The organism is Mucilaginibacter sp. P5_A4, from assembly GCF_056400605.1.
The window spans coordinates 39148-64351 of record NZ_JBFUKX010000005.1 but is presented as its reverse complement, the minus strand read 5'-3'; the positions used below and the strand labels follow the sequence as shown (position 1 = coordinate 64351).

Annotated in this window: 27 protein-coding genes; 11 read left to right on the top strand and 16 right to left on the bottom strand. The window is 41.9% G+C overall.

Going from position 1 to position 25204, the window contains the following annotated elements:
- Positions 1-15 precede the first annotated feature (15 nt).
- The 3 genes from AC1DQW_RS05080 to AC1DQW_RS05070 all read right to left on the bottom strand — a co-directional run bounded on the left by AC1DQW_RS05080 (position 16) and on the right by AC1DQW_RS05070 (position 2632).
- The gene (locus tag AC1DQW_RS05080; RefSeq protein ID WP_477453122.1) at positions 16-1371 is read right to left on the bottom strand and encodes an APC family permease; all 1356 of its coding nucleotides are present in this window, start codon (positions 1369-1371) and stop codon (positions 16-18) included.
- Positions 1372-1497: 126 nt separating this feature from the next.
- Positions 1498-2025 (bottom strand): ribosome maturation factor RimM, encoded by a 528-nt coding sequence (gene rimM, locus AC1DQW_RS05075; protein WP_477453121.1) that lies wholly within the window; start codon positions 2023-2025, stop codon positions 1498-1500.
- Between the two features lie 79 nt (positions 2026-2104).
- A complete protein-coding gene (locus AC1DQW_RS05070) occupies positions 2105-2632 on the bottom strand; it encodes a 30S ribosomal protein S16 (protein ID WP_477453120.1) in 528 nt (175 codons plus the stop codon).
- 145 nt (positions 2633-2777) lie between these two features.
- Between AC1DQW_RS05070 and AC1DQW_RS05065 the strand changes: the two genes are divergently transcribed.
- Positions 2778-3320 carry a 5' nucleotidase, NT5C type gene (locus AC1DQW_RS05065; RefSeq protein WP_477453119.1) on the top strand — a complete coding sequence of 181 codons (543 nt, stop codon included), beginning with the start codon at positions 2778-2780 and terminating at the stop codon, positions 3318-3320.
- A 128-nt stretch (positions 3321-3448) separates the two neighbouring features.
- Here AC1DQW_RS05065 and pfkA read toward each other — a convergent pair whose 3' ends face one another.
- From pfkA to AC1DQW_RS05045, 4 genes are all read right to left on the bottom strand, one after another.
- Complete coding sequence (pfkA, locus tag AC1DQW_RS05060; protein ID WP_477453118.1) at positions 3449-4426, bottom strand: 6-phosphofructokinase; 978 nt, start codon at positions 4424-4426, stop codon at positions 3449-3451.
- Between the two features lie 149 nt (positions 4427-4575).
- Complete coding sequence (locus tag AC1DQW_RS05055) at positions 4576-6321, bottom strand: protein-disulfide reductase DsbD family protein (RefSeq protein ID WP_477453117.1); 1746 nt, start codon at positions 6319-6321, stop codon at positions 4576-4578.
- Between the two features lie 18 nt (positions 6322-6339).
- Positions 6340-6792 carry a protein-disulfide reductase DsbD N-terminal domain-containing protein gene (locus AC1DQW_RS05050; protein WP_477453116.1) on the bottom strand — a complete coding sequence of 151 codons (453 nt, stop codon included), beginning with the start codon at positions 6790-6792 and terminating at the stop codon, positions 6340-6342.
- Positions 6793-6795: 3 nt separating this feature from the next.
- Complete coding sequence (locus AC1DQW_RS05045; protein WP_477453115.1) at positions 6796-7566, bottom strand: biotin--[acetyl-CoA-carboxylase] ligase; 771 nt, start codon at positions 7564-7566, stop codon at positions 6796-6798.
- A gap of 47 nt (positions 7567-7613) precedes the next feature.
- On the opposite strand from AC1DQW_RS05045, the gene rsfS reads away from it, so the two are divergent.
- The 3 genes from rsfS (at position 7614) to AC1DQW_RS05030 (ending at position 10891) form a co-directional block, all read left to right on the top strand.
- Positions 7614-7988 (top strand): ribosome silencing factor, encoded by a 375-nt coding sequence (rsfS, locus tag AC1DQW_RS05040; protein ID WP_477407719.1) that lies wholly within the window; start codon positions 7614-7616, stop codon positions 7986-7988.
- A gap of 90 nt (positions 7989-8078) precedes the next feature.
- On the top strand, positions 8079-10187 hold the full coding sequence (gene ftsH, locus AC1DQW_RS05035) for an ATP-dependent zinc metalloprotease FtsH (protein ID WP_477453114.1): 2109 nt from the start codon (positions 8079-8081) through the stop codon (positions 10185-10187).
- 56 nt (positions 10188-10243) lie between these two features.
- On the top strand, positions 10244-10891 hold the full coding sequence (locus AC1DQW_RS05030) for a LutC/YkgG family protein (RefSeq protein ID WP_477453113.1): 648 nt from the start codon (positions 10244-10246) through the stop codon (positions 10889-10891).
- A gap of 71 nt (positions 10892-10962) precedes the next feature.
- On the opposite strand, the gene AC1DQW_RS05025 is transcribed toward AC1DQW_RS05030, so the two are convergent.
- Positions 10963-12048 carry a metallophosphoesterase gene (locus tag AC1DQW_RS05025; RefSeq protein ID WP_477453112.1) on the bottom strand — a complete coding sequence of 362 codons (1086 nt, stop codon included), beginning with the start codon at positions 12046-12048 and terminating at the stop codon, positions 10963-10965.
- A gap of 152 nt (positions 12049-12200) precedes the next feature.
- Here AC1DQW_RS05025 and AC1DQW_RS05020 point away from each other — a divergent pair, with 152 nt between their 5' ends.
- From AC1DQW_RS05020 to AC1DQW_RS04995, 6 genes are all read left to right on the top strand, one after another.
- A complete protein-coding gene (locus tag AC1DQW_RS05020) occupies positions 12201-12554 on the top strand; it encodes a hypothetical protein (protein ID WP_477453111.1) in 354 nt (117 codons plus the stop codon).
- Between the two features lie 254 nt (positions 12555-12808).
- Positions 12809-13312, top strand: a complete 504-nt coding sequence (locus AC1DQW_RS05015; protein ID WP_477453110.1) for a hypothetical protein — start codon at positions 12809-12811, stop codon at positions 13310-13312.
- 351 nt (positions 13313-13663) lie between these two features.
- Positions 13664-14092, top strand: coding sequence for a hypothetical protein (locus AC1DQW_RS05010; RefSeq protein ID WP_477453109.1), 429 nt, complete (start codon positions 13664-13666; stop codon positions 14090-14092).
- Entirely contained in the window at positions 14059-14889 is an 831-nt protein-coding gene (locus AC1DQW_RS05005) for a sensor histidine kinase (protein ID WP_477453108.1), read from the top strand. The genes AC1DQW_RS05010 and AC1DQW_RS05005 overlap by 34 nt, the downstream gene beginning before the upstream one ends.
- The gene (locus AC1DQW_RS05000) at positions 14855-15499 is read left to right on the top strand and encodes a response regulator transcription factor (protein ID WP_477412564.1); all 645 of its coding nucleotides are present in this window, start codon (positions 14855-14857) and stop codon (positions 15497-15499) included. The genes AC1DQW_RS05005 and AC1DQW_RS05000 overlap by 35 nt, the downstream gene beginning before the upstream one ends.
- A gap of 29 nt (positions 15500-15528) precedes the next feature.
- A complete protein-coding gene (locus AC1DQW_RS04995; protein WP_477453107.1) occupies positions 15529-16599 on the top strand; it encodes a PA0069 family radical SAM protein in 1071 nt (356 codons plus the stop codon).
- A 32-nt stretch (positions 16600-16631) separates the two neighbouring features.
- On the opposite strand, the gene AC1DQW_RS04990 is transcribed toward AC1DQW_RS04995, so the two are convergent.
- The 4 genes from AC1DQW_RS04990 to AC1DQW_RS04975 form a co-directional block, all read right to left on the bottom strand.
- Positions 16632-17015, bottom strand: a complete 384-nt coding sequence (locus AC1DQW_RS04990; protein WP_477453106.1) for a ribosomal maturation YjgA family protein — start codon at positions 17013-17015, stop codon at positions 16632-16634.
- A 65-nt stretch (positions 17016-17080) separates the two neighbouring features.
- Positions 17081-17824: a zinc ribbon domain-containing protein gene (locus AC1DQW_RS04985; RefSeq protein WP_477402811.1), complete on the bottom strand. Its 744-nt coding sequence runs from the start codon at positions 17822-17824 to the stop codon at positions 17081-17083.
- Positions 17824-18921, bottom strand: a complete 1098-nt coding sequence (locus AC1DQW_RS04980) for a Nif3-like dinuclear metal center hexameric protein (protein WP_477453105.1) — start codon at positions 18919-18921, stop codon at positions 17824-17826. Before AC1DQW_RS04980 ends, AC1DQW_RS04985 begins: the two co-directional genes overlap by 1 nt.
- A gap of 34 nt (positions 18922-18955) precedes the next feature.
- Positions 18956-19318 carry a TM2 domain-containing protein gene (locus AC1DQW_RS04975; protein WP_477412554.1) on the bottom strand — a complete coding sequence of 121 codons (363 nt, stop codon included), beginning with the start codon at positions 19316-19318 and terminating at the stop codon, positions 18956-18958.
- A gap of 149 nt (positions 19319-19467) precedes the next feature.
- Here AC1DQW_RS04975 and AC1DQW_RS04970 point away from each other — a divergent pair, with 149 nt between their 5' ends.
- A complete protein-coding gene (locus tag AC1DQW_RS04970) occupies positions 19468-21135 on the top strand; it encodes a glutamine--tRNA ligase/YqeY domain fusion protein (protein WP_477453104.1) in 1668 nt (555 codons plus the stop codon).
- A gap of 100 nt (positions 21136-21235) precedes the next feature.
- Here AC1DQW_RS04970 and AC1DQW_RS04965 read toward each other — a convergent pair whose 3' ends face one another.
- From AC1DQW_RS04965 to AC1DQW_RS04950, 4 genes are all read right to left on the bottom strand, one after another.
- A complete protein-coding gene (locus AC1DQW_RS04965; protein ID WP_477453103.1) occupies positions 21236-22063 on the bottom strand; it encodes an N-acetylmuramoyl-L-alanine amidase in 828 nt (275 codons plus the stop codon).
- Positions 22064-22165: 102 nt separating this feature from the next.
- Complete coding sequence (gene ku / locus AC1DQW_RS04960; RefSeq protein ID WP_477453102.1) at positions 22166-22936, bottom strand: non-homologous end joining protein Ku; 771 nt, start codon at positions 22934-22936, stop codon at positions 22166-22168.
- Between the two features lie 138 nt (positions 22937-23074).
- A complete protein-coding gene (locus AC1DQW_RS04955) occupies positions 23075-23962 on the bottom strand; it encodes a PfkB family carbohydrate kinase (RefSeq protein WP_477453101.1) in 888 nt (295 codons plus the stop codon).
- A gap of 114 nt (positions 23963-24076) precedes the next feature.
- Complete coding sequence (locus tag AC1DQW_RS04950; RefSeq protein ID WP_477453100.1) at positions 24077-25165, bottom strand: PAS domain-containing sensor histidine kinase; 1089 nt, start codon at positions 25163-25165, stop codon at positions 24077-24079.
- Between the last annotated feature and the right edge of the window lie 39 nt (positions 25166-25204).

Below are 25204 nucleotides of genomic sequence, written 5' to 3'. Positions count from 1 at the left end.
GTAGCAGACAACCCTTTATTTTTTTTCCGATGAATGGGGTCGTGGGAAACTGTTTTTCAAATGTGGCCTGCTCAGTAAAATTATACGCCATGCCACCTCCGCACTTAATAAGGCGGTTATGGCAAAGCCCGCGGCTGTAAGTGCTTTTGGTGTTGATGAAAGCGCGCCACCCAATGCAACGCCATACACTATAAATGGTAATAAAAGAACAAGGCAAAGGCCGGTTATGCTTAAGGGAATCCTGAAGGGCCTTTTTTTATCCGGCTCTTTTATCCGTAACTGTACCAAGGCGATGTACTCTAATGATAAACCAGCTCCATAAACGGTAACATCGATGATTAGCAGATCAGCAAAGGTCCAAAGGATCATGAAGCTTACCACCAATGAACAAATAACGATTGATATATATGGTGTTTTAAACCTTTTGTGCAATTTGTTAAGGCCGGAGGGTAATAAATTGTCCCCCGCCATTACCTGGGGCACACGGGATACAGATAATAATACAGCCGCGTATATTCCCAGAGTGCTGGCCATTCCGCCTATTGCAATTACGACACCCAGCCAATTTCCGGCAATGAGCAAGCCCAAGGCCGGGAAGCCATTGTTTGTTAAGGTATCATGGTTAATGCCCGATTGCTGTGCAATCCAGGTGATAAAAAAGTAGACAATTATTACCAGGGCAAAGGCGATAAACATAGATACCAGGTATGAGCGCACGGGCTTTTCAACCTCCTCGGCATAAGTGGTAATGTTATCCCAGCCCAGGCAGTTCCACATCACAGTGTACAGGGCCATGCCGAAAGAAGGGAACGTAAGGCCCTGTAATGATGGTGCAGGGATTGTTAATGGCCCGGGATGGTGGTAGATTGCCAAAACAATTAAAATTAACACCGGGGCTAAAACAACGGCGCTTAAAAACAGGCTTACTTTGCCAACCGGTACTATACCCAATATATTTAACCCCGCGGATGCCCAGATGATAAGCAGGCAAACCGGTACCTGGTACTGCAGTAAAACCGGAAAAAAAAAGGAGGCGTATTGTACAAAAAGTACGGGGTATATAGCCAGGTCTACAAAGGTATAAAGCCAGGTCCACCAGCCTTCGTAAAATCCCCAACGCGTGCCCAATGCATATTTTACCCATTTATAATAACCGCCTGTTACCGGCATCATGCTGTTAAGCTCTAACACGGTAAATATGGCCGGTACATCCCATAAAAGTGGGGTAAGCAGGAGTATTGCCAGTGCGGCGTGGTCGCCGGCATAGCTCAAAAGCGGTTCTAAACCATAAGGGCCGCCGGATACAGTGAAGAAAATAACAGCAACAAGCTGTACGGGCCTTATCTTTCTTAATGCAGCGGGTGATGGCATAAGGTATAAAAATATAATTTAAGCGCTAATTGTCGAAGTTTTGTACGCTTTATTTAAAATGTGATGCTCACAAATCCGTAATCTACCCGCACTTAGCTCTGATTATCTTAAAATATGCCTTTATCCTCAATCTTGTAAATAAACATCCAGCAAACCCTCCGGCAAATCAATATAGATCTCGCCGGCTTCAATATCAATTCCTTTAATGATTTCTAAATTAAGAGGGAACAGTACTTCTTTGTTTTTGTATTGAACCGTAGCAATTAGCTGCTGTGGATATTCCTGTACCTGGGCTATCTCGCCCAGCTCGCCATGCGTTTCATCAATAGCTATAAAGCCTTCCACATCATTCAGGGTGAATTCTGTTTTTTTCTTTTTAGGTTTTAGTTTGTTGGGCAGGTATATGTCTCTTTTTACCATCAGGGCAGCCTTTTCAATGGTATCCACATCCTCCAAAAACAAATAGGCATTGCTTTTTTGCAGGTATTTAATGGATTGCACAAAATAAGGGATCATTTTGCCGGCCATGTCAATAAAAACGGCGTCGAATTTAAGAGCATCAAGGTCATCGAAATCTACATAGATCTGCATTTCGCCTTTTAAGCCCTTGGTTTTTAAGATACTGCCAACCCTGAAACAATCTTCGGTCTTCATAAAAAATCGTTATTAAACAATAATGGCGAAGAACCTATTGTGAGGTTGCTTCGCCATTATGTAAATTTTAATCAAAAAATTATTCTGCGCTTTCAGCATCAGCAGCCGGAGCTTCTTCGTCAGCTGTGGCTTCAACTTCTTCGGCAACAGGAGCGTTTTTAGCAGCAATTGCAGCAGCTTTTTCTTCCTTCTTTTTAGCCTCAGCAGCCAAAGCAGCTTTACGTGCTTCGTCTTTTGCAGATACCAGGCTGGTTTTTTTGCCGGTGATCTTTCCTTCTTTCAAATCAGTCCACTCAGCAAGTTTTGCTGCGGCTTGTTCTTCAGTTAAAGCACCTTTTTTAACACCACCTTCTAAGTGTTTTTTGTACAGCACACCTTTGTATGAAAGGATGGCGCGACAAGTATCGGTAGGCTGGGCACCTGTGTTAACCCACTCTAAAGTTTTGTCGAAATTAATGTCGATAGTTGCAGGATTGGTGTTTGGGTTGTATGAACCTAAACGCTCAATAAAACGACCGTCGCGTGGAGCGCGGGCATCTGCTACTACGATGTAGTAAAAAGGCTTTCCTTTTTTACCGTGTCTTTGCAGTCTGATCTTAGTTGCCATTTCTTTATTTTATGTATTCAACATGTCCCCGGAGTTCTTTCTGCGGGGATGCAAAGGTATAAATTATTCTTAACAATTTAAAAGCCTTGCAATTAATTATTTATTGGTTACCATTTCAATAAAAAAAATTGCAATTTGAGCCACCATGAGCATCAACAGAAAACCACGCATTGCTATTGACATGGATGAGGTATTGGCGGATACCATTGATAAATTTATCGAAGTATATAAAGACCGTCATGAAACAGAAGTATTACTGGCCGATATGCACGGCAAGGAATTTGGCGAAACCCTGCCCCCGCACCTGGTTAGTTCTGTAAGGGAATACGTTAACGAGAGAGGCTTTTTCCGTGATCTGAAAGTGATGCCGGGGAGCCAGGAAGTGGTAAAGGCCCTTATGGAAAAATACGATGTATATATAGCCTCGGCAGCCATGGAATTTAAACACTCGCTGGAGGATAAGCAGGAGTGGCTGGAGGAGCATTTCCCTTTTATATCCTGGACTAATATCATTTTTTGCGGCCACAAAATACTGGATGTGGATATTATGATAGACGACCGGATAAAAAACTTTGTGACTTTTGAAGGCCGTAAACTGCTGTTTACCTCACCGCATAACTTATTGATAGATGGTTATGAAAGGGTTAATAGCTGGCAGGAAGTAGCAGAAAAGCTATTAAACACATAGTTCAATAGCCCGTAAAAGTGTTGTCTACTATGAAACGGATCACGTCATCTGAAGGGAGATGGCATAGCGATTAGGGACTTACGAAGTTTAATTACTTCGTAAGTCTGATATTGTAAAGATTGCGCCAATTACATTGACAAGATCTCTACAAGCTTTAACAGGTTGGGATTGATCTCGACATGGTGTTTAATGGCGTGTTCGAAAGGTGTATAGGCAATTTCGTTGTGAATGATGCCTATCATTTCGTTACGGTGGCCATCTCTTAATGCTTCAACGGCAGCAGCGCCAACACGGCTTGCCAGCACCCTATCCATACAACTTGGTGCACCACCCCGCTGTATATGCCCCAGTATCGAGATGCGGGTATCATAATTAGGGAATCTTTCCTGTACCAGGCGGCCAACTTCAAATGCACCGCCGGCTTCTTCGCCTTCTGCAACTATTACAATTCTCGAGGTTTTGTCTTTACGGCCATTTTCAAGGCGGTTAAATAAGCCTTCCATGCCGCCCTTGCTTTCGGGTATCAAAATGGCTTCGGCACCGGCTGCAATACCTGTACGCAAAGCTATAAGCCCGGAGTCGCGACCCATTACCTCAACAATAAACAACCTGTCGTGCGATTCTGCCGTATCGCGGATCTTATCCACAGCCTCAACAACCGTATTAATAGCTGTATCATAGCCGATGGTAAAATCGGTACCCATTAAATCATTATCTATAGTGCCGGGCAGGCCAATAATAGGGATGTCATATTCGGCTCCAAATACCTTGGCACCGGTAAATGTACCATCGCCGCCAATACCAATAAGGGCATCAATATTATGTTTTTTTAGCTGGTCATAGGCCTGTTTACGACCTTCGGAAGTTCTGAAATTATCACAGCGGGCGGTTTTTAAAATAGTACCGCCGCGTTGTATAATGTTTGATACCGATTTACGGTTCATCGGTAAAAAGTCACCTTTGGTCATTCCTTCATAACCACGACGGATGCCAGTAACATCAATTCCATAATATATAGCCGTACGTACAACCGCCCTTATAGCTGCGTTCATTCCCGGCGAGTCTCCACCTGAAGTAAAAAGTCCGATAGTTTTAATCTGCGTCATTTTTTATCCTGATAAGGTTGGCTTAACCCTACCTTAAAAAATTGAATAATAAAAAAATTAAGTATTTTTAAAGCGGCCTGCCCCGTATATTAAAAACGCGGCAAACTTTTAAAAGTTGCCGCGAATTTACACTTAATTTTTAAACGATGTTACTTTTTGTAAGCCGCAATGCCGCTATCTAAAAATTTTATGTAGGATGGGATGTCGTAATTTGCCGGGGAAGAGGGAATCTCTGTTCCGTTTTTATCGGTGAGTACATTTCCGTCACTATCAAGCATTACATATAATGGCTGCGAATTTGAGTTAAACCGACTTGCTTCCAAATCACTCCATTTATCACCAATGCTGGTTATTTTTTTTCCACTATAGGTTGATATGGTTTGATCTTTTGGATCTAACATGGCCTTGTCATCAACAACCAATTGTAAAAGCACAAAATCATCCCTCAGTTTTTTAAATACTTCCGGATCCGACCATACGTTGGCTTCCATTTTACGGCAGTTTACGCAGGCAAAGCCGGTAAAATCAATTAAAATGGGCTTGTGCAGCTCTTTTGAGACCTGCAAGGCCTGGTCATAATCATACCACGAATCAAGTCCACGAACTTTTAAACGGGCGTAATTTGCCTCGTATTTTTTTTCTTTGATGCTTGTCTTGACTAAAGATGTTGAAGAGGGATTCGCGGTACCTCCTGGTATTTGCGACAGGTTAAAATCCTGGGTAGCTTCCGGCGGTAAAAACGCGCTGATAGATTTTAGCGGCGCCCCCCACAGACCCGGAATCATATAGATAACAAAAGCGAATACAATTATTGATAAAAACACCCTTGGTATGGAAATGTAAGGCACATCGCTATCATGCGAAAACTTGATCTTTCCTATTAAATAAAGGCCGATCAGCAGCCCGATCGCTATCCAAAGAGACAGAAATATTTCCCTGTCCAACCAATTCCAATGATAAGCTAAATCCACATTGGATAAAAATTTTAATGCGAAAGCAAGTTCCAGAAAACCCAAAACTACCTTCACGCTATTTAGCCACCCCCCCGATTTTGGTAAGCTCTTTAAGGCTGATGGGAACAGGGCAAAAATAGTAAATGGAAGGGCTAAGGCCAGGGAAAAGCCAAACATGCCCATTGCCGGCCCAAGCCTATCGCCTTTTGACGCGGCATCAACCAGTAAAGTGCCTATGATGGGGCCGGTGCACGAAAATGAAACCACTACCAAAGTTGATGCCATAAAGAAAATGCCGACAAGGCCGCCTTTATCGGCATTTTCATCCAGCTTGTTGGCTAATGAGCTTGGCAGCGTAATCTCAAATGCACCCAGGAACGAGACCCCGAATACGATGAGCAGCAGGAAAAAGAAAATATTAAATATACCATTGGTGGCAAGCTCATTTAATGCGCTTGACCCAAATATGATAGAGATAAGCAAGCCCAGTGTTACATATATAACAATGATGGATATGCCATAAATAAGCGATTGCATAACGGCTTTGCTTCGGCTGCCGCTCTTTTTGGTAAAAAAGCTTACAGTTAATGGCAACAATGGATAAATACAAGGCAAAATAACAGCAGTAAAACCGCCGATGAGGCCTTCTATAAATATCTGCCAAAGGGTTTTGGCTTTCGCGGGTTTTGGCGCGTCATGCTTAATAACGGTTTTGGCAGTCGCCGCCTTAGCAGCAGAGTCGGCAGCTTTTTTCCTGATGGCTATACTATCGGCAGCGGTTGGTATATCGGTAAACTGGATGTCGCCGGTTAATACAGTTGTATCCTTGCCCCCTTTTTGCGCTGCATAAACCGGCTTTGGCGCGTTTATGCCAAATATGATGAGTAAGGTTACCACAGCAATAGATGTAGGCAACCAGTTGATTTTGCTAAATATTTTCATGGATATACCAGGGAATGTTTATTTGCCTAATGGAATGGTAAAGTCAACATCTTCTGGCGGCAGGCATTTTTTATCGTTACAGGTCATGTAAGTTAGCTTGCCTGTTACATTGGTTGCTGTAGATGATTTAAGGCTGATCTTTTGCTGAAAAACAACTTCCTTTTCAAAATAAGTAACATTCATGCTGAATGCTTTCTCGAATTTAGATATTGGAGTTGGCTCGGTAGTTTTACCGCTTGTTGCGTAAAGTTTTGATGGCGCAAACTCAAAAGATGTTTTTATAGGGCCGCCATCACCAACATTAAGCGAATAGATATGCCAGCCGGGTTGGATGGTTGCTTTTAAAAAAACAACAGCTTCTTTACTATTTAGCTTTTTTGCCGCGTATGACCACCTTACCGGTGTTTCTATTTGTGCATAAGCTGCGGCGCAAATCACAAGCGCCACCATCATCATCGACAATTTTTTCATTTATTATTTATTTAAAAATTCAATTTGTTTTAAGTTAAACTCCCGTTTTTCGTTATTATTTTTAACAACCAGTAAGCCCTCATCTTTTACATCAATAATGGTTCCTTTAAAAACCTCACCGTTTGACCTGAAATCCTTTATTTCGTTTAACCAGTATAGCCGGTTTAAATAAGCATTCCGTATAAGGTCAAACTTACCGGCCTTTAAGTTAAGATAGTATGCCTCAATATGAGCGCAAATTTCAGATAATAAAGTTCGTAAATCATAATCTTTGTGTAAGATTTGCTTTACCGAGATAGCATTGCCGGCTCCCGGTTCAAAACTTTCCTGGTTTATGTTAAGGCCAATGCCAATTATGACGTTTTTAATCCTGTCGCTCTGCAGGTTGGTTTCAATTAAAATACCGCCAAGCTTATGGTCGTCATAATAAATATCATTTGGCCATTTTATTTTTAATTTATCGCCCAGTATGGGTTCAAGGGCTTTACAAACGCCTAAACTTACCACCCGGGTAAGGTCAAATTGGTTAGAAACGGGTAAAAATGAGGGCATTAGCAATAAACTGAAGGTAAGGTTTTTGCCTGGCTCACTGTGCCACTTGTTTTGCTGCTGACCCCGGCCTGCATATTGGCTTTCTGCCATAATGACCGTACCTTCGGGCAATGGCTTGGAATTTGACAGTAATGTTTTAAGGAATGTGTTGGTTGAATCAACTTCTTTAATTGTTACCAAATTTTGACCAACAAATAATCCCGAAAATATGTTATTTTGCAAAGTGTAATAATTTTTAACCAAAAAACGTTCAAAACTAATTCTTTTTGATGGTAAAAAATAAAAAGGGGAATCAATCAACCTATATTTCTGAATTGGCTATACATGGCATTCAGGAAAAAAAGGGAAATGAGATAGTAAGGTTAGACCTTCGTAACTTAAATAGTTCGGTAACAGATTACTTTGTAGTTTGCCATGCCGACTCAACCACACAGGTTAAAGCTATAGCGAATAGCGTTGAAGACGAAATTTTTAAAGCGACCCAGCAAGAGCCATGGCGCAAGGAAGGGCTTGAATACGGCGAATGGATATTGCTTGATTATGTGGATGTTGTAGTTCACATTTTCCGAACCGATAAGCGGGAGTTTTATGGTGTAGAGGAACTGTGGGGAGATGCAGAAATTAAATATTTCAAAAGCGCTTAATTATTGGTCACATAAGGGCCGGTAACTGCGTCATGTTAATAACCGTGTATTTTAAATTATAGATATTGAGTTTGAGCTCGTAACAAAGAAATGAAAGATAATAAAGATAATAAATCAGAAAGTCCGAAACCGATAAGGAAGATTCTAAATAAAAAAACGCCTCCAAAACCACCTAAATTTAACATTATGTGGATTTATGGTATTATTGTTTTGGCATTTTTGCTGGCGTCTACCTTATTAGGCGGTGAAAATGGTACACGTATCACCTACCAGGATTTTGAAACAAATATGCTGAAACAGCATGATGTTGACAGAATAATTGCTTACAAAAGCGGCGATTTGATAATTGCCGAGGTTTATATAAAAAAGGAAAGCCTGGGTAAACAACGTTACGTTACCGATAGCGGTAAGCAACAACATTTATTTAGCGCTTCGGGCAGTGGCCCTCAGTATACTTTTACTGACGATTCATACGAAAGCCTAAAAAAATCTATCGCAGCAGCAGAAAGTATAGACCCTACGGCTCCTAAAGTTTCGGTTGAACTACAGCAGGGCCGCGAAAGTCTTTTATCAAACTGGTTGGTACAGGGTGTTATTATGGTGATCCTGTTTGCTGCCGTATGGATTTTCATTATGCGCCGCATGTCTGGCGGTTCTGGCGGTGGTCCGGGCGGGCAGATATTTAACATAGGTAAATCAAAAGCTACCCTGTTTGATAAGGAAGCACAGGTTTCGGTTACGTTTAATGATGTTGCCGGCCTCGAAGAAGCCAAGCAAGAGGTAATGGAAATTGTAGATTTCCTGAAGAACCCCAAAAAATACACCAACCTGGGTGGTAAAATACCTAAAGGCGCATTGCTTGTTGGTTCACCAGGTACGGGTAAAACATTGTTAGCCAAGGCTGTTGCGGGTGAAGCCCAGGTGCCTTTCTTCTCTCTTTCAGGATCTGATTTTGTGGAGATGTTTGTAGGTGTGGGTGCGTCACGCGTTCGTGATCTGTTCCGCCAGGCTAAGGATAAGGCCCCATGTATTATATTTATTGATGAGATTGATGCCATTGGCCGTGCCCGTGGTAAAAATAATATAGTTGGTGGCAATGATGAGCGCGAAAACACCTTGAACCAGTTATTGGTGGAGATGGATGGTTTCGGTACCGATTCTGGTATTATTATTCTTGCTGCAACCAACCGTCCGGATGTACTGGATTCCGCATTGCTGCGCCCGGGTCGTTTTGACAGGCAGGTATCTATTGATAAGCCCGATTTGATTGGTCGTGAGCAGATTTTTAAGGTTCACCTGAAACCCATTAAACTTAATGACGGTGTTGATGCTAAAAAGCTATCGGCACAAACACCAGGTTTTGCAGGCGCCGAGATTGCTAACGTTTGTAACGAAGCAGCTTTGATAGCCGCCCGTAAAAATAAAGAATCGGTAGATATGACCGATTTCCAGGATGCCATCGACCGTGTGATTGGTGGTTTGGAGAAAAAGAACAAGATAATATCACCCGAAGAAAAACGGATAGTAGCATACCACGAAGCCGGTCATGCTATTGCCGGTTGGTTCCTGGAGCATGCCGATCCATTGGTTAAGGTATCTATCGTTCCGCGTGGTGTTGCGGCATTAGGTTATGCTCAATATCTGCCAAAAGAGCAGTTTTTGTATACAACCGAGCAACTGCTTGATGAAATGAGTGTTTCAATGGGCGGCCGTGTTGCTGAAGATATTGTTTTCGGCAAAATTTCAACCGGCGCCTTAAGCGACCTGGAACGAATTACCAAGCTTGCCTATGCCATGACAAAAATTTATGGTATGAACGGTAATGTGGGTAATGTATCCTTCTACGATCCGCAGGGAGAGTACCAGTTTAACAAACCATATTCTGATACCACTGCCGAAATGATAGACAATGAAGTGCGCAAGCTGGTTGACGATGTTTATCAGAAAACCAAGGTGCTGTTGAACGAAAAACGGGATGGCTTAGAGAAAATTRCTCAAAAGCTATTAGAGAAAGAGGTGCTGTTCCAGAGCGACCTGGAAGAGATATTAGGAAAACGCCCCTTTGACGAACGAACCACTTACGATAAGTTTGTAAACGGCGAAGCCGCTTTGAATCCAGAGATTGACAACAATGCAATACCCGAGAATGTAACTAATCCTGAGTTATCGAGGGTTGACGCGCAGGATTCAAAGGTTTAATACAATAATATTATAAAAAGCCACCAGCGTAGCTGGTGGCTTTCCTTTTTTACACTATGAGGGATATTACCACATCAAAAGAAAAACTGCTTAAAAAGATCCGCAAGGCCTTGCTGGAAAAAAGGGACAACCCGTATCCCCAGCTGGAAGACCTGCCGCTTTATGCAACCGATGAGGAAATTCCTGAAGTTGTTTTTGCAGAGCAATTCGCCGCCGTTAACGGTCAGTTTGTTTTTTGCGAAGACGAGATGCAATTCATTGAAACATTGCTTACCCTGGCCGAAGAACGTAATTGGCGTAAAATATACTGCTGGGAGCCCGCCCTACAGGAAATACTTACCCGCTTTGAGTACCCTTTTTACGAAACGGATAAAGATTTTGACCAGGCCGAAGTTGGATTTACCCTTTGCGAAGCTTTAATAGCGCGCAACGGGAGCATTTTGCTATCAAACGGCAATATGGCTGGCCGGCGCTTAAGTATTTATCCACCGGTACATATTGTGCTGGCTTATACTTCACAAATGGTAATGGATATTAAGGATGGTTTCAAGCTTCTTAAAAGTAAATATGGCAACCGCCTGCCTTCCATGATCAGCAATGTAACTGGTCCAAGCCGCACTGCCGATATCGAAAAAATGCTTGTGCTTGGCGCTCACGGACCAAAAGAACTGTTTGTGTTTTTAATTGATGATTCTGTGTTGTAAGTTGGGGGTCGTGCCAGGTGACTGCTGATTTGCAAAGCCTGCTATATAAAAATCCATATGCAAAAAACATCTTAAATTAACGCCTCAAGCGTACATTCTTCCAGTACAATCCTGTTACTTTTCTTTTTATTATCATATTCCCATTTTATTAATCTTATGAAGCCATCGGCTATTTCAATGCCGGTTATATCACCATCATCAAAACAGCAGCAACCGCTGTTGAAATAATAAGGTTTATACGCGCTAAAATCGGGAACTATATCGCCCTTTAAATTCCTGTTTACAATTTGCTTTTGAATTTCGGCAATGGCAGCAGTGTTGTTTGTTTTTTTTGCCCTTGCCATTTCATCGTATAATCTTTCCAGGTGGGTGAGGGACCTGAAAACCGGCTGGTGAGTATGCCCGGTTATAAGCAATGTGTTTTCGCGTTTAGCCACCCATTCGTACATAATCCGGTTGTGATCTGTTTTTAGCAGGTCGTTGTTGGCCGGGGTGTTAGGATTCACCTTTAGATAGGCCTGGAGCGGCCCCCAAATATCAGATACAAACCATTTGCTAAACCAGTTGCCATCGCTTTGCAGGTCGCCCTGGTGGCCGTGAGTAAGGTATATATTAAGCGGCATACCATTTACTTCGGTTTGTAATACGGCACCTTCATAGATGTTTATCAGTTGCCCGTATATCTGTATTAACCCCGCGATAGCAAGTGGATCATTACCCCAATAAAGGTCATGATTGCCAAATATCTTGAAGAAAGCTTTGCGGTTAATAAAGCGCTTTTCGCTTTCAAAGGTTGCTTTATTGTGCCTTTTTATGGTGATGAAGAGGTTTTCCCAAAGCTCTTCACTATCACCCAGGTTAATATAACAAAAACGCTGCTCTTCATAATAGTCAAGTGCTGTAAGATAGTTTTTCTCGGCCAATGCAAAAATGTCCATATCATCACGTGCACCTTTATGCTGATCAGAAAAGATGATGAATTTATCTACGCCGGTATCAAAGGGAATCACCAGCCCTTTTTTTCCGGGCCTGGTAAGTATGTTTTTATACAGGCGGCTTAATGCCTTATCCACCCGCTTCTTATCAGGCCTCGACGATAGCCTGTCGGCCAGTATGGCTACCCGTTTTGTAAGCAGCTTTTGCAAAAATTTGCGCATGGGTTTTTAACGTAATATAAAACTTTTGTGGTAATAAATGAAGCTAAAAGGGCACCTATCCGTTTTTTAACGGTGAAAAATACCGTTTAAAAACGGATAGCAATATTGCTTTGTAAATTATATATTGCTTACTTATTAATCCCCGATTATATATGAAAATTATTGATTTAAAAACCGCAAAAAAAATGGTGGATCACTATCACACCACCCGGAAAACCGTTATCGACAAAACTCATGGTATTAATGATACCAAATCAGTTTGGTTTGATATTGAGTCATTTAAAAACTTTGTAAATAGTCTGCCTGCGGAAGCAACTGGCGTAAGGGTTCATTTTGCTTCTCATGATGAAACAGAAACAAAATCACCAAACCAGACAACTGTTGTTTTTGCTGGAACCGTTAGTAAAGAGAGCAGTCATACAGACACTGTTTTAGACAGTACTGTGCTTGCTGCTGGCTTAGAACCCGCAAATGGCGGTAAAACCTGTCCTCCAATCTGTCCTTGATTTTTTGGCGACCAGAACGATTACATTCAATATTTGTGATAATTTTAGAAAGATGCTTGTAGATGAACTATTTTAGCATTTTATAAGATCATAAATATTGAATGCTATTATTTAACCTTTATCTTCTTTCTCTCCCTTTAACGTTTGCTGCGTGCCTCTACGCGTATAAATCGTTCGATGATAGCTTTAAGCCGTTTTTGCCATACTTTGCTTTAGTAATTGTATACGTAACCGCAGATTTTTTTAACCTGTTGATGATTAAGCACAGTAATGCATGGGCTAATAATTTAGAAGACATATTGGATTTTTTGATGTTCACGTATTTTATAATATCGCAGGATAAAAGACCATTATATAAAAGAAAAGCACGTATCCTATCTGCTGTTGTAATACTATTATCCTTTATTGATATTTTTTGTATTCAGGGGTTTTGGGAAAGAGCTACAGTAGCCATTGTACTACAGGGGTCGTTTATCTTATCGTTGGTTTGTATTTATTACTATAACCTGCTTGAGGAAGCCCGGGAGCATCTTTTTCTGTTAAAACATCCACCGTTTTTGGTTGCTACCGGATTGCTTTTTTATTTTCTTTCCCTTACTTTTTATTTTTCATGTTTTAGCTACATGGTATATAAAAACAATTATCATTTTTATATTTTGGCAGCAATTATTCCTGGAATTTCAAATTTGGTGCTTAATTCACTCTTAATTTATGCCTTTGTATGCTGTTCAAAGACGAAGAAGTTATCTTTGAAATAATTGCGGGTCGCATTTATTGCTTGTATTGGCTTTTTGGCAACATTTAAAAATACATGGGCAGATGGAGCTAATCATCTCAGGATAAAACCAAGGCATATTGTTCTTATTTAGCTTCATAAGTACCGCATGTTATTATACAATCTTTATTGCATATCCCTAATTGTAACTTTTTTCTTCTGTTTATATGCTTATAAGCAGTTGGATAGCAACCTTAAGTGGTTTATGCCTTACCTGGCATTTGCTGTTGTTTTCGAAACGGCGAATTTTTTTAACTGGCTTATAATTAATCACACCAACTCCTGGGCGGGCAACATCGAAGAATTAATAGAATTTATTCTTTTTGCCTATTATATGACATCGCTTGCAAAAAGTGCATCATATAAAAAGAAAATGCACTCACTTGCTGCTTTTGTAATACTGCTTTCACTTATTGATATGGCCTTTATCCAGGGAGTTTGGAAGTTGAATACCATAGCAATGTTAGTACAAGCCCTATTTATTTTGACTTTAATTTGCATTTATTATCATAATTTATTCGAAGAAGCAGAGGTGGGTTTGGTGCTTATAAAGCATCCGCCGTTTTTAGTTGCTACGGGCTTGCTTTTTTATTTTCTTTCAAAGAGTTTTTATTTTTCGTGTTTTAGCTACATGGTATATAAAAACAATTATCATTTTTATATTTTGGCAGCAACTATTCCGGGGCTTTCAAATTTGTTGCTCAATTCACTCTTAATATCTGCCTTTTTATGCTTTTCAAAGACGAAGAAGTTATCCTTATAATAATTGCAGGTACTGCATTATTGCTGTTGCTTGGGTTTTTTATGGTTGGTTTTTTATTGATGTTTCAAAAAAAGCAGAACAAAAACGCGCTCGAAAAAGCCGAATTAAAATCATCATTTAAGCAGGAATTGCTAAAAACCCGTATCGAGATCCAGGAGGAAACCCTTAATTATGTTAGTCGCGAAATGCATGACAATATTACCCAGGTATTATCATTTGTAAAACTTAACCTTGGCCTGTTGGGTAAAAAGCTTGATGGTGATGAGCAGGCAAAATTAAATGATACCCGTGAACTTGTAGCCCAAACCATTACAGATCTGCGTAACCTCTCAAAAAGTCTCAGCTTTGAGCATATAAGCGCATTGGGACTGGTAAAAACATTAGAGATGGAGGCTGTCCGGATCAATAAAAGCGGGCTTATTCATGTGGATGTAACGGTGGAAGGCGAAGTTTACAGTTTGGGCGAACAGCGCGAATTGGTTTTGTTCAGGGTATTCCAGGAGGCGTTAAATAATGTGTTGAAACATGCAGATGCCGCAAACATTAAAATAGGTTTGCATTATAACACACAAATGTTTAATTTAACCATCGAAGATGATGGCGTTGGTTTCCAGCCCGAATTGCTTAACGACAAGAGTGGATCGGGGTTGCGTAACATGACAAACAGGGCAGGTTTGATTGGAGCAGAGGCGGTTATAAGCAGCTCACCCCAAAAAGGTTGCACTATTAAGCTGTCATTGAACCCCCTGGTACAAGAAATTTATGCTAACGGAACCGATTCAAATAGCCCTGGTTGACGATCACCGCCTTTTTAGGAGCGGCATGGCAGCGCTAATAGATAGTTTTGGCGGCTATAGCATTCTATTTGAGGCCGCAAACGGTAAAGAGCTGATAGACAATATTACAGAGGGGATTATACCTGATATTATTTTGCTTGATATTAATATGCCTGTTATGGATGGTACGTCAACTGCCCAATGGCTTAAAAAGCATCATCCATCTATCCGTGTTATCATTCTATCCATGTTTGAGGATGCCGAAAAGGTGTTGTCAATGGTGATGGCAGGGGTAAAGGGCTATCTGTTAAAAGACGCGGAGCCCGATGAGTTTGAAAGGGCATTGAGTAAAGTTTCGGAAGGTGAGCTTTTTTACCCCGATTTTGTTACCAAGCACCTGCTGAATAATTTTAATATCGATAAAGCGGCACAGGTAAAGCTAAATCCGCGTGAAATTGAATTTTTACGCCTTACCAGCACCGAACTTACCTACAAGGAAATTGCAGATACCATGTGCATAAGCGTGCGCACTGTTGATAGTTACCGCGACCAGCTTTTTGAAAAACTGCAAATTAAAAGCCGCGTTGGCCTGGTTTTATACAGCATAAAAAACAAGCTGGTTGATTTGTGATTTGCTAATTAAATTAGCAAATTTGCCATATGGCACATGAAGATAACCCAGACTTTTTTAAAGGCAGGGGGGCGCAGGTTAATACCCACAATAAGTTCCTGAAAAACAAATATGTGGCCGACCATATTGAAGGGCTCGACGAACCCTTCCTTGAAAATGGTTTAACCCAGCTTTTTGAGGAGACACCCAAAAAAATAGTAAGCGAATCAAACAGTCCCGACCTTAGCCATATGTACTCTATAAACCCTTACCAGGGTTGCGAGCATGGCTGCATTTATTGCTATGCCCGTAATACTCATGAATATTACGGTTTTAGTGCGGGGCTTGATTTTGAGCGCAAAATAATTGTAAAGCGGAACGCCCCCGAGCTTTTGGAGCAATATTTTAATAAAAAGAATTATAAACCCGTGTGCATCCTGCTATCGGGCAATACTGATTGCTATCAGCCGATTGAGCGTAGCTTACAAATAACGAGAAAACTGCTGGAGGTTTTTTTGAAGTATAAAAATCCGGTTGCCATCATCACCAAAAATAACCTTATCCTGCGCGACCTTGATATCTTAACCGAGCTGGCCGCCATGAGCCTGGTGCATGTTAACGTCTCTATAACCTCGCTTAACGAGCAATTGCGCCAAAAGCTCGAACCGCGTACGGTAACTGCAACGGGCAGGCTTGCCGTTGTGCAAAAACTATCAGAGAAAGGGATTCCCGTTAGGGTAATGGCGGCTCCTATCATCCCGGGCCTGAATAGCAACGAGGTACCCAACATTATTAAAGCTGCGGCTGACAGGGGCGCCTTGGCTGCCGGGTTTACCATTGTGCGCCTTAACGGCAGCATTGCCGAAATATTTAGCGACTGGATCCACAAAGCGTTTCCTGATAGAGCGGAAAAAGTGCTGAACATGATTCGCGAATGTCACGACGGGCAGCTAAATGACAGCAATTTTGGGCGACGGATGAGCGGCGAAGGTAAGATAGCCGAATCTATCCACCAGATGTTCAGAATGGCTTGTAATCGTTTTATGGCGGGCCGTGAAATGCCGGATTATGATTACAGTTTATTTGTGCCTAAGAAGGGCAGGCAGACAAGTATGTTTTGAGCTACGAATGTTATCTGTAAATCAATTATTATCTAAAAACGAGTTTGTGCTTTTTTCTTGATGGTGTATAAATCTAACAGAACACCAACCCCTATCCCAACGGTATAGCACAATAGATCGCTAAACAAAAAGCCTTCTCCTAAAACCAGCTTGCCAAAAATAGTATGCCGCAAATCATTTATCCAGGGCGCTTTGTAAAGCTGGCTAAACTCTATAGCATAGCAAAATAAAAGGCTTGCTATAATGGCGTATTTTAAAGGCTTATTAATAAGTAGAAAACGCATGATAAAGAAAACCATCAGCGCCCAAAGAATATCGCCGATAAACAGCGGAATAAATTTAAAATACCGGGATAGCAGGCCAATAATAATGGTTGCGACCGAAAGCATGAAATAAAGAATCCTTGATCTGGGCATAAAAACTGTTTCACAAAAAAAGGCATCCTAAAAAAGATGCCTTTCATATTAATTAAGTGCTTTGCTTATATGGTCTCTGCTTCTAAGGCCATCTGCTCATCAACAAGGATACGTCCGCAATGCTCGCAAACGATGATCTTTTTACGCTGGCGGATATCAGACTGGCGCTGAGGCGGGATCTGGTTAAAACAACCTGAACATGAATCGCGCTGAATAGTTACAACAGCTAAACCATTTTTGGCATTTTGGCGCAAACGGTTGTAAGCTGTAAGCAAACGCTCCTCGATGTTTGGAATAGCTTTTTCTGCCTGTGCAACAAGATCGTTCTCTTCTTTTTCTGTTTCGGCAGTAATAACGCCTAACTCATCCTTCTTAGCTTCCAGGTCGCTTTTGCGTGCTTCAAGGTCGGCAAGGGCTTTTTCATACACCTGCGTTTTTGAGGAGATTTCAAAACCATATTCCCTTATTTTTTTCTCGCTTACCTGTATATCTAATCCCTGTATCTCAATTTCTTTTGATATGGCATCATACTCACGGTTATTCTTAACTTCGTTAAGCTGCGCTTCGTATTTTTTAATATTTGCCTGGGCGTCTTTGATCAGGTTTTTGCGGGTTACTATCTCATCCTCTACATCATCCAGCTCATATTTGATCTTTTGTATGCGGGTTTCAAGGCCAGCAACATCATCTTCCAAATCGGCAACTTCCATTGGCAGCTCACCCCTTACCTGGCGAATTCTATCAATTTTAGTGTGGATGGTTTGTAGTTCGTATAAAGCTTTAAGCTTTTGTTCTACGGTTTGTTCCATTAAATAAAATATTTGACGGGGTTTGTATTTACTTCTGTTAAACGGACGGCAAAGATAGGGAATTTTTTTCTAATTATATCATACATTAATTGCACCGTAAATTGTTCACTCTCAAAGTGTCCGATGTCGGCTATCACTATTTTTCCTTCGGCATCAAAAAACTCGTGATACTTGTAGTCGGCAGTGATAAAAATGTCGGCTCCGGCGGCTATAGCATGCTTCAGTAAAAAGCCTCCTGCGCCACCGCAAACGGCTACTTTTTTAATGGGTTTGCCTGTAAATGCCGTATGCCTTATTACATGTGTACGCATCTTATCTTTTACATGAAACAGGAACGATTCCTGGTTCTGCGGCACTTCCAGCTCACCTATCATACCCGAGCCAACCTGCTGGTTTTGGTTGGTTAAGCTATAAAGGTCATAAGCCACCTCTTCATATGGATGGGCCAGTATCAGCGCCATGATTATTTTACTCTCCAGGTTGGCCGGGTAAATTGTTTGGATGCAAATCTCATTTTCCCGGTGGCGTTTACCCGGTTCGCCAATGTAGGGTACGGTAGCATCATTGCCTTTAAAAGTGCCCAGTCCCTCGGCATTAAAGCTAACTTCACTGTAATTACCAATATTGCCTGCTCCCGCCGCAAATAAAGCATCGCGCACGGCATCAGCATGGCTATGGGGTACAAATGTTACCAGCTTTTTAAGCAGGTTGTGTTTTGGTGCCAGTATTCGGCAGTTTTTTAAGCCCAGTGTATCGCAAATGCGGGTATTTACCCCGGTCATCACGTTATCAAGATTAGTGTGGATGGCGTAAATGGCGATGCGGTTGCGGATGGCTTTTTCAACCACGCGTTCTACATAAGTTTTGCCATTAAACTTTTTTAACCCTTTGAAAACGATAGGATGGTGCGATATAATTACCTGACAACCGGTAGCGATGGCTTCATCAACCACAGCTTCGGTACAATCTAAAGAAAGCAGGGCCTGTGTTATTTCCTGGTCGGGGTTACCTACTATAAGGCCTGCGTTATCGTAATCTTCCTGGTAAACCAGTGGTGCAAAACTTTCAAGGTAGGCGGTAAGGATGGATAGTTTCATGAACAAATTTAACTATAAGATGGCAAGGTTAATTTTATGGAGTTAACATAGCCATACGGTGGCTTTCATAAGCCATGTTTTTATTATACTCTAACGTGAGCGATTTATTGTTTATCAAATCAACAATAGTACCAATAAGGCAAAAGCCGCCGGTAAAAAGATAAAGTAAACCCATACCAATTTGCCCGAGTACAAAACGCTGTACACCTGCAATTACAATAAAACCAAGTAAGGTAAACAATAATATTTCCTGCGCGTTTTTGCGTTTGCTGGTGTAAACCATGTAAAAGTATTTTGTTTGATTTTCATTTAGTCCAGCGGTGGCTTGTTGTAAAAAGCCCATTTCTTCGGGCGTCATATCCTGAAAATTTGTGTAAGGATCCTGGTACGTGTTCATATTCTGTATAGGTTTTTGATTTAAGCTGTTTCAAATTTAATTATTTTATCATAATAACCATGTGCTAATTGTCAATACACCAGTTCCCGTTTATAAAGTTAGCGGCTTAAAAATTTTGTTACTTTTGTGGTTATTGATAACTGTTGTTTATGAGCGAAGAAAGATCATTGAACTTTATAGAGGAAATTGTTGAAGAAGATATAGCCGCCGGCAAAAACGGAGGCCGGGTGTTAACCCGTTTTCCGCCCGAACCTAATGGTTACCTGCACATCGGCCATGCCAAATCCATTTGCTTAAACTTTGGACTTGCGCAAAAATATAACGGCAAAACCAACCTGCGCTTTGACGATACCAACCCCGTTAAAGAGGATGTTGAATATGTTGACAGTATTAAGGAGGATGTAAAATGGCTGGGCTTTGAATGGGCCGAAGAATTATACGCATCTGACTATTTCGACAAGATATATGAATTTGCTGTTGCCCTCATCAAAAAAGGCCTGGCTTATGTAGATGATAGTACTGCAGAGGAGATTGCCGCACAGAAAGGTACACCTACAGAACCTGGTACACCCAACCAGTACCGCAGCAGATCGGTGGAAGAGAACCTGGAGCTGTTTGCCGATATGAAAGCCGGTAAATACCCCGATGGCGCCAAGGTGTTACGGGCTAAACTTGATTTAGCAGCACCCAACATGCATCTGCGCGATCCTTTGATGTACCGCATTAAGCATGCGCACCATCACCGTACAGGCGATGCCTGGTGCATTTACCCGATGTATGATTTTGCCCATGGCCAATCGGATGCTATTGAGGAGATAACCCACTCCATCTGTACACTGGAATTTATACCCCACCGTGCTTTATACGATTGGTTTATTGAACAGTTAGGTATCTTCCCATCCAAACAATATGAAATGGCAAGGCTAAACCTCAACTACACTGTAATGAGCAAGCGTAAGCTGCTGCAACTGGTTACAGAAGGGTATGTAGAGAGTTGGGACGACCCGCGAATGCCTACCATTAGCGGTTTGCGCCGCCGGGGTTATACCCCTGCCAGTATCCGCGAGTTTTGCGAGCGTATTGGCGTGGCCAAACGCGAAAACATGATAGATGTTGGCCTGCTGGAGTTTTGTATCCGCGAGGACCTGAACAAAACCGCATGGCGCCGTATGGCTGTGCTGGATCCTATAAAATGTATCCTGACTAATTACCCCGAAGGTGAAGTAGAAACGATGCATGGCGAAAACAACCCCGAGGTTGAGGGTGGTGACGGTAGCCGCGAGTTCCCTTTTAGCCGGGAGTTGTGGATAGAGCGTGAGGACTTTATGGAAATTCCACCTAAAAAGTTCTTCCGGCTGGGTGTTGGGCTGATGGTGAGGTTGAAAAACGCTTACATTATTCGTTGCGACGACTTTGTTAAGGATGCCGATGGCAATGTAACTGAGATCCACTGTACTTACCTGCCCGAATCTAAATCTGGTAATGATACCAGCGGCATCAACGTTAAGGGAACTATTCACTGGGTAAGCGTACCACACGCCAAAACCGCCGAGGTGAGGCTTTACGATCGCCTTTTCCAGGTAGAGAATCCGCAAAGCGAGGAGGGTGACTTTAAGGACTACATTAACCCCAACAGCCTGCACATAATCAAAACAGCATACATTGAGCCCGACCTGGCCAATGCCAAGCCCGGCACTCCGGTACAGTTTATGCGCAAAGGCTATTTTACACTGGATAAGTACTCAACAGCCGATAAATTAGTTTTCAACAGAACTGTTACGCTAAAAGACGGGTGGAAGAGCCCCCCAGCCCCCTGAAGGGGGAGGTATAAAGCATACGGCCATTCGCTACACAAGTGAATGGCCTTTTTTATAAGAAGCCGTAAATCAAAAATTCCCCCTTTAGGGGGTTAGGGGGCTAATACTTCCTATACACATTATACAACACATTCAAATCCAACTGCGTCATGGCCGGGCTGTCTTCAATTTGTACAAAATGGCGTTTAAAGGCTGTTATTGCGGCTGGCAGGTTGCTGGTATCATAGCCTATGAGGCGCAGGGCTGTTGCATAGTCAAAGTTGTCGGGTGGCAGCTCCAGCAGTTCGTCGCTCCAATAGCCGAAACCTTTTTGGGCCAACAGTTTCCATGGAAACAGCGGACCGGGATCTGACTTGCGGGCGGGGGCAATATCCTGGTGGCCGATAAAGTTTGCTGTAGGGATGTTATAAGTCTTTTTAAGCTGGGCCAGTAAGGCCAGCAGGCTCTTTACCTGTACATCATTAAAAGGCTCATGGCCGTTGTTGTCAATTTCGATACCTATAGAACAACTATTCATATCGCTTATGCTACCCCAGCTGCTAATGCCGGCCTGCCAGGCGCGCAGGTAATCGTTAAGCATGTGGTATACCCTGCCATCTTTGCCAACTACATAATGGGCGCTCACCTGGGGCTTTACCAATGTAAAAGTTTTAAGTGTTTGTTTGGCCGAATCCTGCGCAGTGTAGTGAATAATTACATAGTTTGGCTTGCGGGCGTTGAAGTTTACGGTGCCAACCCATTCGCTGGGAATGGCAGCACCGAGACTATCAACCAACGTGGCCGGTTGCTCGCGACTGATGACCTTCAGTACCGAATCCGCCTGGTGCCTGTACACTTTGTTGGTTATGGCGTATGGTCCTTTGGGCGAGCAGGAGCCGAGGGCGGCAAATGCAACCCCAATAAATATAGCGTAAACAATAGTTTTCATAGGCGATGGAAGCTTATTCGCTAAAGTAAGTAAATAACAGTTTATTTAACGATTCTGTCCATCCCTGATAGTCGTGCTCATTTGAGCCAGGAATAACATACATCAGGCTTTTTTTGTTTTCAAACTACTCATTAACTGATCATAAAGGTCATCGCTGCTGGTTTTATGGGGTTTAAGTTTTTTAACAGTAGCACGTTTGCCTTTTGATTTTGCTTTGATGATCTTCAGCAATTCATCATTGTATTCATCCTTAAATTTAGATACATCAAAATCTTCGGCATACTGGTTTATCAACGCGAGGCCCATATCCAGCTCCTTTTTGCTTATACCAACGTCATGGCTAAGATTAAGCTCCTCTGTACCGCGTATTTCCTGCCCAAAACGAATGCGGGTAATGACCAATACGTTTTCAACGGGGTGCACTATGCAAAGGCTCTCGGTGCTGCGTAAAACAAATCGCGCCAACCCGGCTTTTTTTGACTGGGTGAGCGCTTTCAGCAGTAATGCATAGGCTTTATTATTCGGGGTATCGGGTTCGGTGTAGTAGGATGTTTCATAAAACATGGGGTTCACATCGGCAATATCAACAAAGCTTTCTATTTCAACTACCTTGCTTTTCCCGGGTGCGGCATCCTCAAAATCCTGCTCTTCAACTATCACATAGTCATCATTGCTCAGCTTATAGCCCTTTACAATTTTATCATAAGGCACCTCCTTATGTGTGCGCTCATTTACCCGCTGATAACGGATGCGTGCATGATCCCGGCCATCAAGCATATCAAAGTTAAGTGACGACGTTTGCACGGCCGAATACAGCTTAACCGGTATACTCACCAACCCGAAACCAATTGAACCTTTCCAGATAGATCTCATTACCAATGCGTTTTAATACATTGATATAACTAATAAAAGTGCGAAAGGGTTTTATAGAAATGCGTATTAGTTAACTGAATATAGCGCTGTTAACTAAGCTTTATGGCTGGTCTGTATAAATTATAAAAAATTAAAGGCTCAGTAACTGTATACCTTCACGCCTTTCTCCAGTAAGTTCATTACATCCTCTTCGGTGCCTGTAAATGGTCCCGATGATTCAATTTTAAAACTGGCCATAGCTGCTGCAAACTCGCCTGCCTGCTGAAATGATGCACCTTTTATACGCTGGTATAAATAACCTGCCATATAGGTATCGCCACAGCCTGTAGCATCTACAACCGCTATAGGTGCATAAGCGGGAATATTGTAAAAAACACCATCGGTATAAATAACAGAGCCCATACTGCCCAGGGTAAGCACCACTTCTTTAACCCCCCAGTCGGCCAAAATACGCGCACCTTCAAAAATATCGCTACTGCCTGTAAGTACTTCGGTTTCGTATTCGTTGGCTTTCAGGATATCTACATAGCGCAAAGCCTCCCGTTTATCGGCCCAGTCAACAGGCACCACGTTTGTATTTTCAACCTTGCGTAAATAGCCCTGCACATCTAACGAAACACGGCCGCGGCTATGCAGTTCTTTAATTAGCTCAACAGGCATATCATCGGCCAATAGCGGCCCTAAGTGAAAAATTTGAGCATCTACTTGCTGCAGTTGCTCAACAGTAAAAGGATTGGCCTTTTGCAATACCCGCTGGGTACGGTGGTCCTGGTTTTGGGAGTAGATATTTTCAAAATAAACAGAAAGCCCGCCTACAGATGCATTTACCTTAATCCCTTTGGTGCGTAGTTTTTCAACAACAACCATTTCGCTTTGGGCAAGAGTGGTTACGAGTGTATAGCTGACATCCATATTGCGGATGGCATTGGAAAAATAAAAGGAGGTGCCGCCGGCCATGTGTGCAACCGCGCGAGGTGTTACCACTTTATCTAATGTAATATGCCCTACACAACAAATATCGTACATGCTTTTTATCTATTTTGAATAAGCGCCTTACCAACCAGGAGCAAACCGCAAAGGTATGTAATATCAATGTTTAATTAATGTAAGGTTTTTAATACAGGCAAAAATATGAGCAGGTTAGTTTTTAAACGATAAAGTGAATTTAGCACCCTCATTGGGTTTACTTTCAAGTACTATTTGCCCGCCCAGGCTGGTAATGTGATTATGTACCAGGTAAAGCCCTATGCCCTTGCTGTCATGATGCTGATGAAATTTTTGGCGAAGGCCAAAAATCTTGTCTTTTACATTTTCCATGTTAAAGCCCAGTCCGTTATCGGCAAATATTATTTGTTTGATACCATTATTAATTCCCGAACTAATGGTAATGGCTGGTGGAACATCCGGACGCGCGTATTTTACGGAATTGGTGATAAGGTTCAGGAAAATACTTTCCAGGTATGCTTTGTTAAATTTGATGGTGCTGTTTGCTGCAAAGTTTACATTTATGGTAACGTTTGAATGCAGTAATAATGAGCTTAGCGAATGTAAAATTGTGTTTAATGAATCATTAATGTCCAATTCTTCCACATGTACATTTAAACTATCTTTCTGGCTCAAAACATCAACATAATTGTTTAATGTATCTTTCAAACTTTCCGAAGCGGCTTTCAGCATGCCTATAAATTCAACCGTTTCTTCATCCTGTATCTTTGAAATATCTATAAAATTAAATACCGATAGCAAATTACTCACAGGCGACCGCAGATCGTGCGATGTGGTATATGTTAGGTGCTTTAGTTTGTTGTTTATTGTGGTAAGATGGGTTATGAGGGCGTTTCGTTCTTCTTCCTGCTTCTTTTTGTGTGTGATATTTTTGGCAATAGCAAAAACCAGCCGCTCGCTATCAACAGGCATCGATGTCCAGGCAAGCCAAACAATTTTGCCGCTTTTGGTTACGTACCGGTTCTCGAAATTTAAAAGTGGGATATCGCGTGTCAGGTTATCCCGGTTTAGTGAGGTGATACCTTGGTCTTCGGGGTGTACAAACTCATTTATAGGGCGGGCAAAAAGTTCTTCATTGGTATATTCCAGTACTTTTGATACTGCTGAGTTTACCTTTTTAAAGTAACCATCGTAGCCGGCAATACAAAAAAGATCTGCGGATAGTTCAAAAAAACGTTCGAAATTAAAATCAGTGTCATTACCTGGATTAACACTATTGAACATAAGAAAATTGGTTTTATTACAGCCATCAGGGGGAAGGGC